Annotated in this window: 16 protein-coding genes; 10 read left to right on the top strand and 6 right to left on the bottom strand. The window is 62.2% G+C overall.

Annotated elements, in window-relative coordinates; all coding sequences use genetic code 11:
- Positions 1–11: 11 nt before the first annotated feature.
- The 3 genes from mmsB to M0D64_RS25275 are packed head-to-tail and all read left to right on the top strand — an operon-like array spanning position 12 to position 2,886.
- Positions 12–923, top strand: coding sequence for a 3-hydroxyisobutyrate dehydrogenase (gene mmsB / locus M0D64_RS25285; RefSeq protein WP_266259692.1), 912 nt, complete (start codon positions 12–14; stop codon positions 921–923).
- Positions 923–1,741 (top strand): enoyl-CoA hydratase, encoded by an 819-nt coding sequence (locus tag M0D64_RS25280; RefSeq protein WP_266259691.1) that lies wholly within the window; start codon positions 923–925, stop codon positions 1,739–1,741. Before mmsB ends, M0D64_RS25280 begins: the two co-directional genes overlap by 1 nt.
- Positions 1,738–2,886 (top strand): enoyl-CoA hydratase/isomerase family protein, encoded by a 1,149-nt coding sequence (locus M0D64_RS25275; protein ID WP_266259690.1) that lies wholly within the window; start codon positions 1,738–1,740, stop codon positions 2,884–2,886. Before M0D64_RS25280 ends, M0D64_RS25275 begins: the two co-directional genes overlap by 4 nt.
- A 51-nt stretch (positions 2,887–2,937) precedes the next feature.
- On the opposite strand, the gene M0D64_RS25270 is transcribed toward M0D64_RS25275, so the two are convergent.
- The 3 genes from M0D64_RS25270 to M0D64_RS25260 form a co-directional block, all read right to left on the bottom strand.
- Positions 2,938–4,194: an MFS transporter gene (locus M0D64_RS25270; RefSeq protein ID WP_266259689.1), complete on the bottom strand. Its 1,257-nt coding sequence runs from the start codon at positions 4,192–4,194 to the stop codon at positions 2,938–2,940.
- Positions 4,195–4,271: 77 nt separating this feature from the next.
- The gene (locus M0D64_RS25265; protein ID WP_266259688.1) at positions 4,272–5,096 is read right to left on the bottom strand and encodes a siderophore-interacting protein; all 825 of its coding nucleotides are present in this window, start codon (positions 5,094–5,096) and stop codon (positions 4,272–4,274) included.
- An 82-nt stretch (positions 5,097–5,178) separates the two neighbouring features.
- Complete coding sequence (locus tag M0D64_RS25260; protein WP_266259687.1) at positions 5,179–6,189, bottom strand: PadR family transcriptional regulator; 1,011 nt, start codon at positions 6,187–6,189, stop codon at positions 5,179–5,181.
- Between the two features lie 214 nt (positions 6,190–6,403).
- Between M0D64_RS25260 and M0D64_RS25255 the strand changes: the two genes are divergently transcribed.
- A complete protein-coding gene (locus M0D64_RS25255) occupies positions 6,404–7,273 on the top strand; it encodes an NmrA family NAD(P)-binding protein (protein WP_266259685.1) in 870 nt (289 codons plus the stop codon).
- 90 nt (positions 7,274–7,363) lie between these two features.
- On the opposite strand, the gene M0D64_RS25250 is transcribed toward M0D64_RS25255, so the two are convergent.
- Positions 7,364–8,278: a glutaminase gene (locus tag M0D64_RS25250; protein WP_266259684.1), complete on the bottom strand. Its 915-nt coding sequence runs from the start codon at positions 8,276–8,278 to the stop codon at positions 7,364–7,366.
- Between the two features lie 149 nt (positions 8,279–8,427).
- On the opposite strand from M0D64_RS25250, the gene M0D64_RS25245 reads away from it, so the two are divergent.
- Positions 8,428–9,180, top strand: a complete 753-nt coding sequence (locus M0D64_RS25245; RefSeq protein ID WP_266259683.1) for an AraC family transcriptional regulator — start codon at positions 8,428–8,430, stop codon at positions 9,178–9,180.
- 33 nt (positions 9,181–9,213) lie between these two features.
- Here the strand turns inward: M0D64_RS25245 and M0D64_RS25240 are convergent, their stop codons facing one another.
- Positions 9,214–10,797 carry a DHA2 family efflux MFS transporter permease subunit gene (locus tag M0D64_RS25240; RefSeq protein WP_171929507.1) on the bottom strand — a complete coding sequence of 528 codons (1,584 nt, stop codon included), beginning with the start codon at positions 10,795–10,797 and terminating at the stop codon, positions 9,214–9,216.
- 250 nt (positions 10,798–11,047) lie between these two features.
- Here M0D64_RS25240 and M0D64_RS25235 point away from each other — a divergent pair, with 250 nt between their 5' ends.
- The 3 genes from M0D64_RS25235 to M0D64_RS25225 all read left to right on the top strand — a co-directional run bounded on the left by M0D64_RS25235 (position 11,048) and on the right by M0D64_RS25225 (position 14,055).
- On the top strand, positions 11,048–11,707 hold the full coding sequence (locus tag M0D64_RS25235; RefSeq protein WP_266259682.1) for an alpha/beta hydrolase: 660 nt from the start codon (positions 11,048–11,050) through the stop codon (positions 11,705–11,707).
- Between the two features lie 191 nt (positions 11,708–11,898).
- Entirely contained in the window at positions 11,899–12,951 is a 1,053-nt protein-coding gene (locus M0D64_RS25230; protein ID WP_266259681.1) for a rod shape-determining protein, read from the top strand.
- A 318-nt stretch (positions 12,952–13,269) separates the two neighbouring features.
- A complete protein-coding gene (locus M0D64_RS25225) occupies positions 13,270–14,055 on the top strand; it encodes an alpha/beta fold hydrolase (RefSeq protein WP_266259768.1) in 786 nt (261 codons plus the stop codon).
- Positions 14,056–14,069: 14 nt separating this feature from the next.
- On the opposite strand, the gene M0D64_RS25220 is transcribed toward M0D64_RS25225, so the two are convergent.
- Entirely contained in the window at positions 14,070–14,471 is a 402-nt protein-coding gene (locus tag M0D64_RS25220) for a hypothetical protein (RefSeq protein WP_266242564.1), read from the bottom strand.
- A gap of 434 nt (positions 14,472–14,905) precedes the next feature.
- Between M0D64_RS25220 and gltA the strand changes: the two genes are divergently transcribed.
- Together gltA and M0D64_RS25210 are read left to right on the top strand one after the other, a co-directional pair.
- Positions 14,906–16,204 (top strand): citrate synthase, encoded by a 1,299-nt coding sequence (gene gltA / locus M0D64_RS25215; protein WP_266259680.1) that lies wholly within the window; start codon positions 14,906–14,908, stop codon positions 16,202–16,204.
- 750 nt (positions 16,205–16,954) lie between these two features.
- On the top strand, positions 16,955–17,435 hold a 481-nt coding region (locus tag M0D64_RS25210; RefSeq protein WP_266259679.1), incomplete at its 3' end, for an IS5 family transposase.

Here is a 17,435-nt window from a genome sequence, read left to right as displayed (position 1 = left end):
GAAATGACATCATGAAAATAGGCTTTATCGGACTCGGCAACATGGGCGCACCGATGGCGCTCAACCTGCTGAAGGCGGGTCACGCGGTCAATGTATTCGATCTCAATGCGCAAGCGGTGCAGGCACTCGTCGATGCGGGTGCTAAAGCCGCAAGTTCGCCGAAAGCCGCGGTGACCGACGTCGAATGTGTGGTGACGATGCTGCCCGCTGCCACTCACGTGCGCAGCGTGCTGATCGCGGATGACGGTGTTTTCGCCGGCATCGCGGAAGGCGTGACGATCATCGATTCGAGCACCATCGATCCGGCGAGTGTGAAGGCGTTTGCCGAACTGGCCGAGCAACGCGGCAATACCTTCGTCGACGCGCCCGTCTCGGGCGGCACCGGGGGCGCGGCGGCGGGCACCTTGACCTTCATGGTCGGCGGCAGCGCGGATACGTATGAGCAGGTCAAACCGGTGTTGTCGGCGATGGGCAAGAACATCGTGCATTGCGGCGACACCGGCACCGGTCAGGTGGCGAAGATCTGCAATAACCTCGTGCTCGGCATCACGATGGCGGGCGTGGCCGAGGCGATGTCATTGGGCGAGGCGCTCGGCATCGACCCGAAAGTGCTGGGCAGCATCATTAATACCTCGACGGGCCGCTGCTGGAGTTCGGACACGTATAACCCGATGCCCGGCGTGATCGAAACCGCGCCGTCCACGCGCGGCTATACCGGCGGCTTCGGCACCGATCTGATGCTTAAGGACCTGGGGCTCGCCACCGACGCCGCAAAATTCGCTCGTCAACCGGTGTATCTCGGCGCTCTGGCTCAACAGCTTTATCAGACGATGAGCACGAAGGGCGCAGGACGTCTGGACTTCTCGGCGGTGATCAAGCTCTATCGCAAGGACGGCAAGGACAGCAAGGACGGAGACGCGTAATGATCGAACTCGACTACGCACACGACGGCGCCGTTGCGCTGCTGACGCTCAAGCGGCCGCCCGCGAACGCGTTCACACCGGACGGTTTGCTGCAATTGCAGCAGACGGTGGAGCGTCTGAACGGCGAAGCGCGCGTGCGGGCTATCGTGATCACGGGCGACGGCCAGAAGTTCTTCAGCGCGGGCGCCGATCTGAACACGTTCGCCGATGGCAATCGCGAAGTCGCGCGCACGGCGGCGACGCGCTTTGGCGCGGCGTTCGAGACCCTGCAGAACGCACGGCCAGTGGTGATCGCAGCAATCAACGGTTACGCGATGGGCGGTGGGCTCGAATGTGCGCTGGCCTGCGATATCCGCATCGCCGAGCAACACGCGTTGCTGGCGTTGCCCGAAACGGCGGTGGGTCTATTGCCATGCGGCTGCGGCACGCAGACACTGCCGTGGCTGGTCGGCGAAGGCTGGGCCAAGCGGATGATCCTGACCGGCGAACGCGTCGACGCTGCGACCGCATTGCGTATCGGTCTCGTCGAAGAAGTGGTGGAAAAGGGCGCCGCGCGCGAGGCCGCGTTGACGATGGCAGCGCGTGTCGCGAGCCTCAGCCCGCAAGCGGTCAGCTTCAGCAAGACGCTGATCCACCAGGGCCGCAATGGCGTGCCGCGTGCGGCGGCTCTCGCGGTGGAGCGGGAACGCTTTGTCGATCTGTTCGACGGCGCCGATCAGCGCGAAGGCGTCAATGCGTTTATCGAGAAGCGCGCGCCACGCTGGCAGGTGACGCAGGCTGAGCCGGCCTCTAACGCCGGACAGGAGACGCATCGATGAGCGCCTTGCAGAGCGTCGCGGTCGATACGGGCGTCGAAGCGGAGCGCGAGATTCTGTTTCGCGTCGTCAACCGCGTGGCGATCATCACGCTGAACCGGCCGGCCGCGCTCAATGCGTTATCGCACGCGATGGTGCGCGAGCTTGCCTTACTGGTCGAACATTGCCGTACCGACGACGGCATCGTTGCTCTCGTGCTGAAAGGTGCGGGCACCAAGGGCTTTTGCGCCGGCGGCGATGTGCGCGAGGTGCACCGGCTCGCGAAGAATGGCGACAGCCGCTGGCTTGCGTTCTTCGTCGACGAATACCGGCTCGACTACGCGCTGCACAATTTTCCGAAGCCGGTGGTCGCCTTGCTCGACGGTATCTCGATGGGCGGAGGCATGGGGCTCGGTCAGGCGGCGCGGCTGCGTATCGTCACGGAGCGCAGCAAGATCGCGATGCCGGAGACGCGCATCGGCTTTCTGCCTGACGTCGGTGCGACGCGTTTCCTGAGCGTGATGCCGGCGGAGGTCGAGTTGTATGTCGGGCTCACCGGCGTGACGCTATCCGGCGCCGACGCATTGCGCCTGCAACTCGCGGATCTGTGCGTGCCGGCCGAGTGGCTTGGCACCTTCGAAGAGCGCCTGCAGCGCATTTCGCACGCGGGAGACTTGATGGTGGCATTGCGCGGGGTGTTCGAGCCGCCGTGCAACATCATCCCGCATGCTGCATTGGGGCCGTTTACCCAGTTGATCCTGCGGCATTTCGACCGGCGGTCGAGCATCGAGCGGATCGTCGCGACATTGCGCCACGATCTGGAGCGCGAGCCTGCGCGTGAGGTGAAACAGTGGCTGCAGTCTGCTTATGACGCGATGGTTGGACACTCGCCCACGATGCTGTATGTCACACGCGAGGCACTCCTGCGCGGCCGGCAGATGACCTTGGCGGAGTGCTTCCGGATGGAGCTGGGCATCGTCAAGCGGGTGATCGAGGAAGGCGATTTCTGCGAAGGCGTGAGGGCGCAGTTGATCGACAAGGATCGCAAGAGCCGCTGGGCGCCGGCGACGCTTGCGGAAGTGCGCTCGGAACGCGTCCGCCATTTTCTGAGCTCACCGTGGAAGCGGGAAACGCATCCGCTGGCTGGGTTGGGGGTTGAGGAAGCTTGAAGGCAGCGCGCGCCGACGCGGTGTTTCAGGCTGCGTCGGCGTGCGTGAACGTCAACCTTCTCCTACTGTGTCGCCCCTGAATACACCTGGTGGCGGCACTGTACTTTGCGCCCCTTGAACGCGGGAAACCCAAAGCACGCCGATCAACGCGACGGCGACCGCCACCCATCCAACGGTCCCATATCCTTCGATCTGTCCCGTCGGCGAACTGCTCAGCATCAAGCCGCCGATCCACGCGCCGCACCCCGTGCCCAATGCCTGCAGCGCGCTGTTGGCGCTAAGAAAAGCACCCCGGCGGGCGGGCTCCGGCACGGTCGTCAGCAGTGCCTGCATTGGCACCATCCGCCCGGACATCAGCACCATGAAAAACGGGAAAAACATCACCAGCGCGTAGAACGGCAGATTCGGCAGATGGGTCACAAACAGGACGGGCAGAAACGACAGTACCACCGCGATCTGGAATACGCGCCGCGTGCCGAACCGATCTGCAAGCCGGCCCACCCGGCGCGACGTGAAGAACGTTGCCGCGCCACCTGCCATGTACAACCACGACAATTGCGCGGGCGCCACGCCATGATTGGCGACCAGCACCGGTGAAATGAAGGGAATCACCAGCATGTGCGCGACCATCATCATGAAAGTCAGCGCAAACGCATTCATATGCCGTGGGTTGCTCAGCAGCCGCCACAAATCAGGCAGCACCTCGCCGAGCGCCGGCTGGCGACGGCTCAAATGCTCCGCAAGCGACGGGACCAGTTGCCACCCCACAACCCAGACGGCCACCGACAACACCACCAGCAAATAAAACGGTGCCGCCCAGGTGAAGTGCGCGCCAAGCATCACGCCAGCCGGCACGCCGGCAATCGCAGCCAATGAAAAGGCAGTCATGATCGTGCCCGTCGCGGCGCCGCGGCGTTGCACCGGGATCACGTCGCCGACAATCGCCATGATCACCGAGCCCAACACACCACCCGTAATGCCGGCAAACGCGCGGGCGACCAGCAGAAGGGGAAAACTGCTCGCCAATGCGCACGCCAGGTTCGACAGCGCGAACAGCGCATACATCGTCAGCAACAGACGACGCCGGTCGAAGCGGTCGATATAGGTCGCGGCGAATAAGCCCGACAGGCCTGAACACCATGAATACGCGGATACGGCCGTCGCAAACGCGGCCGGTGTGATGCTGAACGAGTGCATGATCTGCGGGCCGAGCGGCATCATCACCATGAAGTCCATGATGATGGTGAACTGCGTCAGCGCAAGCAGCCACAGCAAACGTCGCTCGTGCTTTGTGCTAATTGAATACATCGGTCAATTCCTTGTTTTTGTTCGACGCACGCCGCTTGCAAGGCTCGCGCAGTTCATTGCGCGCATGCTGCGGACAGTCAGTCGTCGAGCGATTCATGTACCGCTTCGGCGCCCTGTTTCCAGTAGCTGGCCGCGCGAATGCGCGACTTGTCGACGCCACGTTCCGTGCACAGGTGGTAGCGCACTGCACGCATCGTCGCGGATTCGCCGGCGGCCCATACATAGCCTTCACCGTCTTCGGGCAAGTAGATTTCGCGTACCGCTTGCAGCAACGTCTCGCCGCGATAGTCCGATTCGCTGCGATGGCGCCAGACCATGTGCAATTCGGCCTGCGTTGCGAATTCGATCTGTGCCGACGGATCGGCCACTTCGATCACCGCCGCGACGCGTGTGCCGGCAGGCAACTCTTCCAGGCGGCGAGCAATTGCCGGCAGCGCGGTGTCGTCGCCGATCAGCAGATGCCAGTCGAAGCCTGTCGGTATCACCAGCGAGCCGCGCGGGCCGCCGATGCCGAGGTATTGACCCACTTTGGCTTGCGCCGCCCACGTTGCAGCCGGACCGGCCTCGTGCATGGCGAACTCGATGTCCAGTTCGCGTGCTTCAGCGTCGAAGCGGCGCGGCGTGAAATCGCGAGCAATCGGCCGCTGGCCCTCGGGAAACACGGGGCCGTCAGGGCCGGCTTCCGGCAGCACGGGCTTGTCGGCGCCGGGTTCGGGGAAGAACACTTTGATGTGATCGTCGAACGAAGCGGAGACGAAGTCGTGCAGATCCTCGCCCGTGAAGGTCACGCGAATCAGATGCGGGTTCAGCGCGTGGACCTTCTTGACCTGCAACAGACGGAATTTCAGCGGATGCCGCACGCGGTGGACTGCCAGATCGGCTCGGTTGTCATTTGTCAGCATAAGGGTGCCACTCCTGTCGGTTTGATTGGCGCGCGAAGGTGCGCATGGGCACCTTCGAACGCGGGTGTCGGATAGCGCGATCTCAAGCGGCCGGTTCGCTGCCTTGATCGCCGCCTTGGTCGCTGCCGGGTTTGCCTTCGCCTTCGATTTCATTCGCCGCACGCATCAGGATCGCGGCGATGCGGCGCTGTTCGGCGGCCGGCACGTTGTCACGGCGCAGCAGCGCATGCTTTAGCGCGCGACGTGCTTCGCTCAGTTCGGGCAGCCAGCCGCCTTCGCTGATGTCGGCGGGCTCCTCGCCGGCAAACGCGCGGCGCACGGAATCCATCTTGCGGGCGATATGCGACAGTTTGGCGAGCATCAATTCGACGCGGTCGCGGTTGATGGCCAGGTACTCGCGGCCCGCTTCCGACAGTTCGTAACGCTTGCGATTGCCTTCGAGTTGCACGGTCACGTAGCCGAGTTCTTCGAGATAGGTGAGCGCCGGATAGACCATGCCCGGGCTCGGGCTGTAGAAGCCGTTCGAGCGCGTTTCGAGCGCCTTGATCAGCTCGTAGCCGTGGCTCGGCTGCGCGTCGATCATCGAGAGCAGCAGCAATTGCAGATCGTCGGAGCTGAATTTGCGGCCGCGCGGAAAACCGTCGCCGTCGCCGCCGAAGCCGCCCGGGCCACCGCCGCCGAAGCGTCCGCCGCGACCGCCGCCGCGGTAGTCGTCATGGCGGCCGATTGCGTGCCACAGTGCGTGAAGCGAGAAGCGGTCGTAGCCGTGATGGCCGAAGCGGTGACCGTGACCGAAACCGTCGCGGTCGCTGTGGTCATTGCGTCCGCCGTGGCGGCCATGGCTACGCTCGTCGCCGTGGAACTCGTGTCGGCCACCGCGGCCACGCTCTTCGCCATGAAACTCGTGCCAGTCGCCGCGGCCGCCATGACGGCGTTCGAAGTCTTCGCCGCGTTGTTCGCCGCCGCGCTCGCCGCGGAACTCGTAATGACGGGCGAAGGCATGCCAAAGCGCATGCAGCGACGGGCGGTCATGCCCTGCGAAGAAACCTTCGTCCGCGGCACGCGAACGGGAAAAACGGTGGTGATGACGCATGTTGGGTACTCCCATTTGTGTCTTAAGATGTGTCGTAAGATATATATCTAAAGATAGTTTGTCAAACTCATTTTTTGCACCGCTGTGGTTCCGGATAGGGTTTTTCATGCCGTCGAGTCATTAAGTAAATGACATTCATGCTCTCGTGAAATCATCGGGAAACGCCGAGAATCACGCTCAGAACGGTATTGACCGTGTTCAAGGAGCGATGAAGATGTATGCAATCACCGGTGTGACAGGGAAGGTGGGCGGCGCGGCAGCACGCGCGTTATTGGACGCGGGACACGCAGTGCGCGCTGTCTTACGCGACAAAAAGAAGGCGGCGGAGTGGGTTGAGCTGGGCGCCGAAGTGGCGATCGCGTCCTTCGAAGACGCGGATGCACTCGCCGCGGCGTTTAGCGGTACGGCGGGCGTCTTCGTGATGGTGGCGCCGAATTTCGCGCCGCAGCCGGGCTATCCGAACGCTCGCGCGGCGGTGGCGGCGCTGAAAGAGGCGCTGGTGACGGCGAGGCCGCAGCGCGTCGCGGCGCTCTCGTCGATCGGCGGGCAGCGCCAGTCGGGTCTCGGTCTCATCACGCAAGTGCATATTCTTGAGGAAGCACTTGCGGACCTGCAGATTCCGACGGCAATTTTGCGGCCCGCGTGGTTTATGGAGAATTCGCTGTGGGATATCGCGCCGGCGCGCGAGACGGGTGTGATGTCGAGCTTCCTGCAACCGCTCGATCGTGCATATCCGATGATTGCAACCGTGGATATCGGCCGGGTGATCGCTGAAACGCTGACTCAGTCGTGGCAGGGGCGCCGCGTGATCGAGATGGAAGGGCCGCAGCGCTATAAGCAAAACGAGATCGCCGCGATGCTGGGCGGCGTGCTTGGATGCTCGGTGATGGCTCAGGCTGTGCCGCACGATCAGTGGGAGGCGCTGTTCCAGTCGCAAGGCACGGCGTGGCCTGTGCCGCGCATCGAGATGATCGACGGCTTCAATTCAGGGTGGATCGATTTCGAAGACGGTGTGCACGAGCGGGTGATTGGCAGCACCGGTTATCAGACGGTGTTGGCGGAGTTGGTTGAGCGGGCGGGCTAGGAGGTCGGCCGATGGGGGCGGTGGTGGCATGACGAGGATGGAGAACATCCGGTAAGCGCGCCACGCGGCAACTGCGGTGGTGACAAAGAATCAAAAAATCGACCGCCCAGTAATCGTGGTCAACAATTCCAGTGCCTTCGCGCCGGCAAGTGAGTTGCCGTTCGCGTCGAGCCCAGGCGACCACACGCAGACCGCCATCTCGCCCGGCAGTATCGCGACGATGCCACCGCCCACGCCGCTCTTCGCCGGCAAGCCGACACGAAAGACGAAGTCGCCGGCAGCGTCGTAGGTGCCGCAGGTCAGCATCAGGGCCGACAAACGCTTGGTCGAACTGCTGTCGAGGATGCGTTCCCCGGTCGAAGGCACAACGCCTCCATTACTCAGAAACAACGCAGCCTTGGCCAGCTCGACACAGCTCATCGAAATCGCGCATTGCCGGCAATACGCCTCGACCACCGCGTGGACGGGCATGTCCATATTGCCGAAGCTCGCGATGAAATGCGCCATCGCCTGGTTGCGGTCAGCATGTTGAAGCTCTGATTGCGCGACGCGCGAATCGTAGTCGATCGTGATCTCACCGGTCAGCCGCCGCATAAACTCCACCAGCGCTGTCTCGGCACGCACGAAGCGGCGGCACAGCACATCGGTGACGACCAGTGCCCCAGCGTTGATAAACGGGTTGCGCGGCTTGCCTTGCTCTGCTTCAAGCTGCACCAGCGAATTGAACGGCGTGCCCGACGGCTCGCGGCCGACGCGCTGCCACAGTTCGTCGCCGAGCAGCCGGAAAGCCATGGTGCAGGCGAACAACTTGGAGATACTCTGAATCGAGAAGCGTGTATCGGCCTGGCCGATGCGGAAGACCTCGCCGGACGGCGTGACGATCGCCATGCCAAAGCTGTTGGCCGGAACCTTTGCCAGCTCGGGAATGTAATCGGCGACCTTGCCGGTGCCCAGATAAGGCTGAAGATCGCGATGAATCTGTTCGAGGATGGATGCGTAGTTCATTGGGCTCGGACCGTTTGAAGCCGCGATTCTACTGGCAACCTGGCGCAAATTGTTCATGCGGCAAGGCGCGCCGGGTTCGAACAGCGTTTCGCGAAGGCTATGCTAGTCTTACTGTGTTTCTTACAGTAACCGGGTAAAACAGACATTTCATGACGCAAGCCTTCGATCCGGACGGCGTCGCGCGTCCGGTATTCGTTGTCGATGAGCGTTACAACGTGCTGGACGAACCGTGGCGCGCCTACCGTCGCGCGCGGCTGATCCACGTGAGCGCCGGCGTGCTGACCGTGCGCACCGAAACCGCACGATGGGTCGTGCCAACGGGGCACGCGCTCTGGCTGATGGCGAACGTGCAGCATTACCTGTCGGCCGCCGAGCCGGTGCAACTCCATTCGCTGTATGCCGATGCGGACGCTGCGCCGCTACCCGCGCAAAGCGTTGCCCTGGCGCTCGACCCTCTGGCGGAAGCTTTGCTGGGTGCCGCAGCCGATCTGCCGCTCGACAAACCGCTCGACGAACCCGCCGAGCGTCTTCTGCAAGTCTTGCTGGACCGCCTGTCGGGGTTGCCCACGGCCCCTCTGGCGTTGCACTGGCCACAAGATCCACGGATCCAGCGGATCGCCGAAGCGCTGAGCGCTAACCCGGCGGAACCGGCGGTGCTCGACGATCTGGCCCGGGCCGCCGGCGTAACCGCTCGCACGGCGGCACGCCTTTTCGTCAAGGAGACCGGGCAGACCTTCGGCCAGTGGCGGCAGCAACTGCGATTGCTGGTGGCACTGGAGCACCTCGGCGGCGGGGCGAGCGTCACGCAGGTGGCGCTCGAAGTCGGCTATAACGACGTGTCGTCGTTTATTGCGGTGTTCCGCGATGCCTTCGGCGACACGCCCGCCCGCTATTTCCGCTGACTCCACTGAGGCAGCGCCAAAAAAACACCGCGATCAGTGCGCGCCCGACGCGGCCGCTCCGCCGCCGCCCTTGGCCGGTTTCGTAATCCAGATCAGCGGAATGATCAGAATGAAAATGATCGCCGACACAAAGAAGATGTCGTTCAGGCCCATCATCGCGGCCTGAGTATTCACCGTGAAATCGAACAGCGCGTGCGACGATTGCGTATTCAGATGCAGCAACGACTGTGTCGAATCGATCTGCTGGTTAAACAGCGGGTTGTTCACGGTAGCCTGCTCGGTCAGCCGTTCATGGTGCAGCACCGTGCGGTTATTCCACTCGTTGCCGGCGATCGAGGTGCCCACCGCGCCGCAAAACACCCGCGCGAAATTCGACAGGCCGGCGGCCGCCGGAATCTTGTTCGGCGGCTGGCCGGACAGAATGATCGCAGTCAGCGGCACGAAGAACAGCGCCATCGGAATGCCTTGCAGCAGCGTGGGGAGAACGAGGTGCCACGTGTCGATTTCGATCACGTACTTCGAGCGCATATAAAACACGATCGCAAAGCCGATAAATGCGAGCGTGGCGATGATGCGCGCATCCGAGCGCGGCAGCACGCGGCCCATCACCGGCGCGAGCAGCACCGCGAAGACGCCGAGCGGCGCGGTGACGAGGCCGGCATCCACGGAACGATAGTTCAGATACTCCTGCATCCATTGCGGCAGCAGCACCAGGTTGCCGAAAAACACGCCGTATGCCACTGAAATTGCAATCGTGCCGCCGAGAAAATTGCGCTGCTGGAACAACCGTAAATCGACGATCGGGTTTTCTTCAGTCAATTCCCACACAAGGAAAAACGCGAAACTGATCACCGCGGTGATGCCGAGAATCACGATCACCGGCGACGAAAACCAGTCGAGGTCCTTGCCCTTGTCGAGCATGATCTGCAGCGACGCGACCCATGTAACCAGCAGGCCGAGTCCGACCACGTCGATGGGCGGCTTGCGGGTTGCCGACTCGCGGGTGCGATAGATCATCCACGTCACGCCGGCCGCGAAAATGCCGACCGGAATGTTGATGTAGAAGATCCACGACCAACTGTAGCTATCCGTGATCCAGCCGCCGAGCGCGGGGCCGGCAATCGGGCCGACAGTGGCCGTCATGGCCCATAGCGCGAGCGCGGTCGACGATTTCTCCTTGGGATACGAGCCGAGCAGAATCGCTTGCGAGAGCGGGATCAGGGGCCCGGCCACCGCGCCTTGGAACACCCGGGCGACCAGCAGGATCGGCAGCGTGGGCGCAATGCCGCACAACCATGAAGCCAGCACGAACATCAGAATCGCGCCGACGAACAGCTTGACCTGGCCGATGCGCTGCGTGAGCCAGCCGGTCAGCGGAATCGAGACGGCGTTGGCCGCGGCGAACACCGTGATGACCCACGTGCCTTCATCGACCGAGACGCCGAGATTGCCCGAAATGGTTGGGATCGCAACGTTTGCAATCGACGTGTCGAGCACGTTCATGAAAGTGGCGAGCGCAACGGCGATGGTCGCCAGAACCAGTTTGCCGCCTTGCAGAGGCGGTGGTGTAGGTGGTGCAGGCGGGGCAGCGGCGGGCGCGGAAGAGGGCTGGCTCAAACGATTCTCCGGATGGCGATGCGACGGACGTTCTGCACGGCTTTCTATTCACCACCCGGGCAATGAGCTGGGCGGTCCCTCGAATGCTCGCAAAAAAGCATACCTGTATTCGCGTTTTGGCGTCGTCGAGCCATGCAGATCGGGCGACAGAACTGAATCCGGCAGCGTATGCTCCCGCCTGAGGCCGCATGGAGCGACACCACGCGCGGTGAAACCGAAAGTACGGCGGGTACAGAGAGAGGAATTGAATATGGCTTGGGAGCAATTCGAACACGGCTGGCGGCGCGCGCCGGCGATCACGCCGGCCAAGGCACTCGTGGTGCTGATGCACGGCGTGGGCAGCAATGCGCGCGATCTGATGCCGCTCGCGGACATCTGGAGCGAGAGTCTGCCGGACGTGGCGTTTACGTCGCTCGACGGCACCGACGCCTTCGACGGCGGCTTTGGCGGGCGCCAGTGGTTCAGCCTGCGCGATGTCAACGAGGGCAATCGCGAGGCGCGGGTGGCCGCCGCCTATCCGGCATTGCGGCACATGCTCGAGGCGGAACTGGCGCACTGGCAGCTTTCTTTCGATCGGCTTGCATTGGTCGGTTTCTCGCAAGGCTCGATCATGGCGATGCATCACGTGGCGACTAGCGCGGAAGGCGCTGCGGCCGTCGTCGCGTTTTCGGGGCGGCTCGCCTCGGTGATCGTCGCGCAGAACGGTACGCCGCTCACGCTCGTGCACGGCGAAGAAGACGAAGTGATCCCGGTAGAGGAGCTGGAATACGCCGCGGATGCCTTCAGCAACGGCGGCTACACGGTCGACGCGTACGCCTTGCCCGGCATTGGCCACACGATTAACGCGGACGGCGTCGAACTCGGCAAGCAGGCGCTGGAGCATGCGCTCGGCGCTTTGTCGCGCGACTGACACGGTCCCAATTGAAAAGTGGCCCTAAAGATTCTGATCTGCTTGCCGTTAACTGCTCATTAGCATGAAAATCACTCCCGCCGCGCGGACCGCGCAACGCCCATCTGGGCGCGCCACGCGGTTCGGGTGACCGGGGGCGCATTTTCCATATTGCCCTGCAAGGGCGGATAACGACACATCAGAGCCTTCCTATGGCCAGACCGACGCCGTATTACCCGCTTTTCGATCGACTGTTCCGTCATTCCGTGGCGGTGGACCTCGGCACGGCCAATACCCTCATCTATACCGACAACGGCGGCATCGTGCTGAACGAGCCGTCCGTCGTGGCTTTCCAGAAAGAGTCGGCCGCCGGGCAAAAACGCGTGACGGCCGTGGGCACCGAAGCGCGCCAGTTGCTCGGCCGCGCGCCGGGCAACGTCGAAGCCGTACGGCCGATGCGGCACGGCGTGATCGCCAACTTTTCCGCCGCCGAACAGATGATCCGGCAATTCGTCGACATGGCACGACCGCGGCCGCTGTTCAGCCGGCGCGCCGCATTCACACTGTGCGTGCCGGCGGGCGCGACCCAGGTCGAGCGTCGCGCGATCAAGGAAGCCGCGGTGGCGGCCGGCGCGTGGAAGGTCAGTCTGATCGGCGAATCGTTGGCGTCGGCGGTCGGCGCGGGCCTGCCGGTTTCGGAGGCGACTGGCTCGATGGTGGTCGACATCGGCGGCGGCACGACCGAAGTCGGCGTGATCTCGCTCGGCGGCCTCGCGTATAGCGGCTCGATTCGCGTGGGCGGCGACAGTTTCGACATGGCGATCGTCAGTTACGTGCGCAATCTGTATGGCGTGCTGCTCGGCGAACAAACCGCCGAACACGTCAAGAAGGGCATCGGTTCGGCCTTGCGCGAGGTGCCGGTCGAACATATGAACGCGACCGGGCGCAGCGTCGACGACGGTTTGCCGCGCACGGTTCAGTTGAGCAATCACGATATCGCCGATGCGATCGAAGGTCCGCTGCGTCAGGTGATCGGCGCGGTGAAACGTGCGCTTGAAACGGCGCCCGCGGAACTGGTGACCGATATCGCGCACAGCGGCATTGTGCTGACCGGCGGTGGCGCGCTGCTCGGCAATCTGGGGCGCCGCCTGACCAATGAACTCGGGCTCGAGGTCCGCGTTGCCGATGAACCGCTCACCTGCGCGGTGCGTGGCGCGGGCGCGGCCGCGGCCGCCGGTTTGCTCGACGATACCGCCTACGAATGATTTGATGCGGGACGTCCCGCGTTGCAAGTGGCCTGAAGCTCCGGGCACGGCGCACAGCTCGCGAGGTGCTCGGCATATAAGGCGTGACACGCACGCCGAACGAGCCTCGGCGCATATTGAATGGCTGTGTGACAATACGCCCCTTGTCCCAAATTCAGGGACGCGAACACGCTTTCTTCTTCGAATCCTTTTCTGGCCGGCACCGCTGATGGTTTCAGCCGTTGCCGCGCCGTCCGTGAACCACCTGTGAATCAATCCGTTTCCGCTTCTTCTTCGCCCACATCCCCGTCCTTTATCGAACTGCATAGCGGCTTGCGCATGTCCTATGTCGAAGCCGGGGAAGGGGAACTGCTGCTGTTCGTGCATGGCTCGCTGTGCGATTACCGCTATTGGCAGCCGCAACTCGCGGGTCTGGCGAAGCAATACCACTGCGTCACGGTGAGTCTCACGCATTACTGGCCGGTGACGGATACCGAGCCCGACCAGCCGTTTAGCTGGAGCGAACATGCGGACGACGTGGCCGAATTCATCGATCGTTTCGGTGCCGGGCCGGCGCACGTGGTGGGTCATTCGCGCGGCGGGTGCGTGGCCTTTCATTTCGCCCGGCGCCATCCGCAGTACGTGCGCACGTTGACGCTCGCCGACCCGGGCGGACCGCTGCAGATTGCCGGGCGACCGCCCGCGAGTTTGCCGGAGACCGTGAACGCATTGCGCGCAAAAGCCGCGCAGTTGATCGAAACAGGTGAGGTGGAAGCGGGCTTGCAACTGTTCGTCGATTCGGTGAGCCGCCCCGGTTTCTGGGCGATGAGCACGCCGGGTTTTCGCAAGATGGCGACTGACAACGCACACACGCTCGCGCGTCAATTCCGCGACCCGTTGCCGGCTTACCTACCCGAGCAGGCGGCCGAGGTGCGCTGCCCGGTGCTGCTGGTCGACGGAGAAAAGAGTCCCGACATGTTCCGCCGCACGGCGACGGCCCTGCAAACATGGCTGCCGGATACACGCCGCGAAACGGTGCGCGGCGCCTCGCACGGGATGAATCTCGCGCATCCGGCAGCGTTCAATCGTTACGTCGACGAGTTCATTCGCTCAGTGGACGTTTGAATTGCCGGTGCAGTTCAGGCCTTGCGATGCGCGTCTTTATCGAGCGCGCGTTCTGCGGCTTCGCCGACGAGGCCGTGGTAATACAGATGCACCCCGATCGCGAGCGAGTCGTTGCGAATTTCGTGGAAGGCCTTCCATGCCTTCACCGGGTCTTTGAACAGCAGATAGTGCGCTTCCTGCGCGATCAGATCCGCGACTTCATGCAGGCCATGACCATGCAGCACATCCACCAGCGTATCGAGACTGCGATGGGTGCGCGCGTCGGTACGCGGGTAAAGCATATGCAGTACCGCCACGTCTTGCGTCGTCAACGCCGCTGACAACGCCACGACGATATCCTGATGATTCAACGCGGTGACGATGTTGTCTTCGTTGTGGACATGATCCGGAAACAGTGTTTCGAGTGAGGCGTTCATCTGGTCCTTCCTTGTTCTTCTGGCTGATTAAAAAGGCCCGCCGTAGAACGGCGGGCCAAAGACAGCGATGTGTTCGCAGGGGAAGCAAAACACGGATTCAGTATCGCAGAGCAGCGTCGCTTGTGCAGCCTGACGGCCGCAAAACATTGTTGCAGCAAGCGTACTAACTTTCATTTGGCTGGCAACGCCGCCCGGCGGACTCAGCGCGTTTTCGTGCTGCGTACTTCGGCTTATTTCTGCGTGTTTCCGGCGATTACGCCTATCTGTCAGGCAACGAATGTTGCGCCAGCCGAGATGGATTGTTGCTGTCAATCGCCGCAATCAAAGCATCTTCGGACCGTAGAATGCGAAGCGGAGCCTGAGCATGCCACGCGGCGATCCGACGATCGAGCATGCCGGCATGTGTGCGACGTGAAAGTAAAAGGAACGTGTAGATGAACTCGAAGACACACGCAACGCTGAGCTTTTCCGACAGCGATCAGACGATTGATTTGCCGATTTATCGGGGCACGCTCGGGCCGGATGTCATCGACATTCGCAAGCTGTATGGCCAGACTGGCAAGTTCACGTACGACCCGGGTTTCATGTCCACGGCGGCATGCAATTCCGAAATCACGTATATCGACGGTGACAAAGGCGAGCTGCTGTACCGCGGTTATCCGATCGACAATCTGGCGCAAAACGCCGACTTCCTCGAATCCTGCTACCTGCTGCTGAAGGGCGAACTGCCGAATGCGGAGCAGAAGGAAGAGTTCGTCAACACTGTCACTCAGCACACGATGGTGCACGAGCAGATGCATTTCTTTTTCCGCGGTTTCCGCCGCGACGCGCACCCAATGGCGATTCTGGTCGCCGCAGTGGGTGCATTGTCGGCCTTCTATCACGACTCGCTCGACATCAATAACCAGCAACACCGTGACGTATCCGCGATCCGCATGATTGCGAAGCTGCCGACGCTGGTGGCGATGGCGTACAAGTACACCGTGGGCCAGCCTTTCGTTTATCCGAAGAACGACCTGTCGTACAGCGCGAATTTCATGCGGATGATGTTCGCCAATCCGGCGGAAGAGTACGAGGTCAACGACGTGCTGGTGCGCGCGCTGGATCGCATTCTGATTCTGCATGCGGATCACGAGCAGAATGCGTCGACGTCGACGGTGCGTCTCGCGGGTTCGTCTGGTGCTAATCCTTTCGCGTGTATCGCAGCGGGTATTGCATGCCTGTGGGGTCCGGCGCACGGTGGTGCGAATGAAGCCGCATTGAACATGCTGGAAGAGATTGGTTCGGTCGACAACATTCCTGAGTTCATTGCGAAGGTGAAGGACAAGAACTCCGGCGTGAAGCTGATGGGGTTTGGTCATCGCGTCTACAAGAACTATGATCCGCGCGCGAAGCTGATGCGTGAGACCTGTCACGAAGTGCTCGAAGAGCTGGGTCTGCATGATGACCCGTTGTTCAAGCTCGCGATGGCGCTTGAGAAGATTGCGCTTGAGGACGAATACTTCGTTTCGCGGAAGCTTTATCCGAATGTCGATTTCTATTCGGGGATTGTGCAGCGTGCGTTGGGGATTCCTACGGCGATGTTCACTTGTATCTTCGCGATGGCGCGGACGGTTGGGTGGATTGCGCAGTGGAATGAGATGATTGCTGATCCGGAGCAGAAGATTGGGCGGCCGCGGCAATTGTTCGTGGGGGAGACTCAGCGCGAGGCCCTGCCGCTTGCCAAGCGGTAAAGGTTTTGGGTTTTTGCCTTTGCGGCGCTTATTTGTCTGTGTGCCTGGGGCTTTGGCCTTTCCTTGATTTGTTAGTGGTCTATTAGCGTTGCCCCTGTGCGGGGCGGCACTTACTTCTCTTTGCCGGCTGCAAAGAGAAGTAAGCAAGAGAAAGCAGCTCAAACCGCTAATGCTAAGCGGGGCCCGTGGTCTGCCAGGGGTAGTGGTGCATCTGGAATCTGTGTTCGTGCACCCTCATACGCCAGTGACAAGGGCGTCATACTTCCGGCGGCGCTGCGCGCGCCGAAGCGTACTTCATCAAACCACCCGCTACGTTTTGACGCTCACGCCTCGCCAACAGGTCGTGGCTCGTCGTTGCACCGCCATTATCATTGCGATTCCGATTGGAACGGTAACCGCGTCTGCGATCGGGACGGGGACGATGATTGCCGCGCACCGACATATCATTTGAAGAGGGGTTCCGGGGTGAATGCGGAGGCGCGTCGCCGAGGCGAAGCCGACGGCCCCCACGGACCTCGACCGAAGCCCGTGGTTTCCCATGCAGACCCGTCCGCGCCGCACGTAGTGCGGAGTGGGAGCTGATGACTCCTTTGTCACTAGCGCTGAATGTGCGAGAACACGGATTCCAGATGCACCACTACCCGCAGCAGACCACGGTGCCCACTTAGCATTAGGGAAAGTCTGCAAAAGTCCTGGCATTGACGTGAGCGTGGACTATCCTGGGAGCAGGAGAATTTAAGGGGTGACGTGATGGCACAACTTGGCCTTGGTCTGGATCTGTCAACGAAACGCACGCGCAAGCGGGAATTTCTCGAAGAGATGAGGCGCGTGGTGCCGTGGTCGCAACTGATTGCCCTGATTGAGCCGCACTATCCGAAGGGTAAAACGGGACGGCCGCCATTTCCGATTGCCACGATGCTGCAGATTCACTTTATGCAGCAGTGGTTTGGTCTGTCAGACCCGGCGATGGAAGAAGCGCTCTATGACGTACCGCTGTACCGCGACTTTGCCGGGCTTGACGACGGCATGACGCGATTGCCCGACGAGAGCACGATCCTCCGGTTTCGTCACCTGCTCGAAGCGCACGGGCTGGCTGTGCAGATGCTCGCGCTGGTCAATGAGGTCCTGAGCGGGAAAGGTCTGATGCTCAAGGCCGGGTCGGTAGTCGACGCCACCTTGATTTCTGCGCCCAACTCGACGAAGAACGCCTCAGGTACGCGGGACCCGGAAA

Origin of the sequence: Paraburkholderia sp. WS6, assembly GCF_030464835.1 — a bacterium.
GTDB lineage: Bacteria > Pseudomonadota > Gammaproteobacteria > Burkholderiales > Burkholderiaceae > Paraburkholderia > Paraburkholderia madseniana.
Note: the sequence above shows the minus strand (reverse complement) of the source record. Positions and strands in the feature narration are given on the sequence as shown.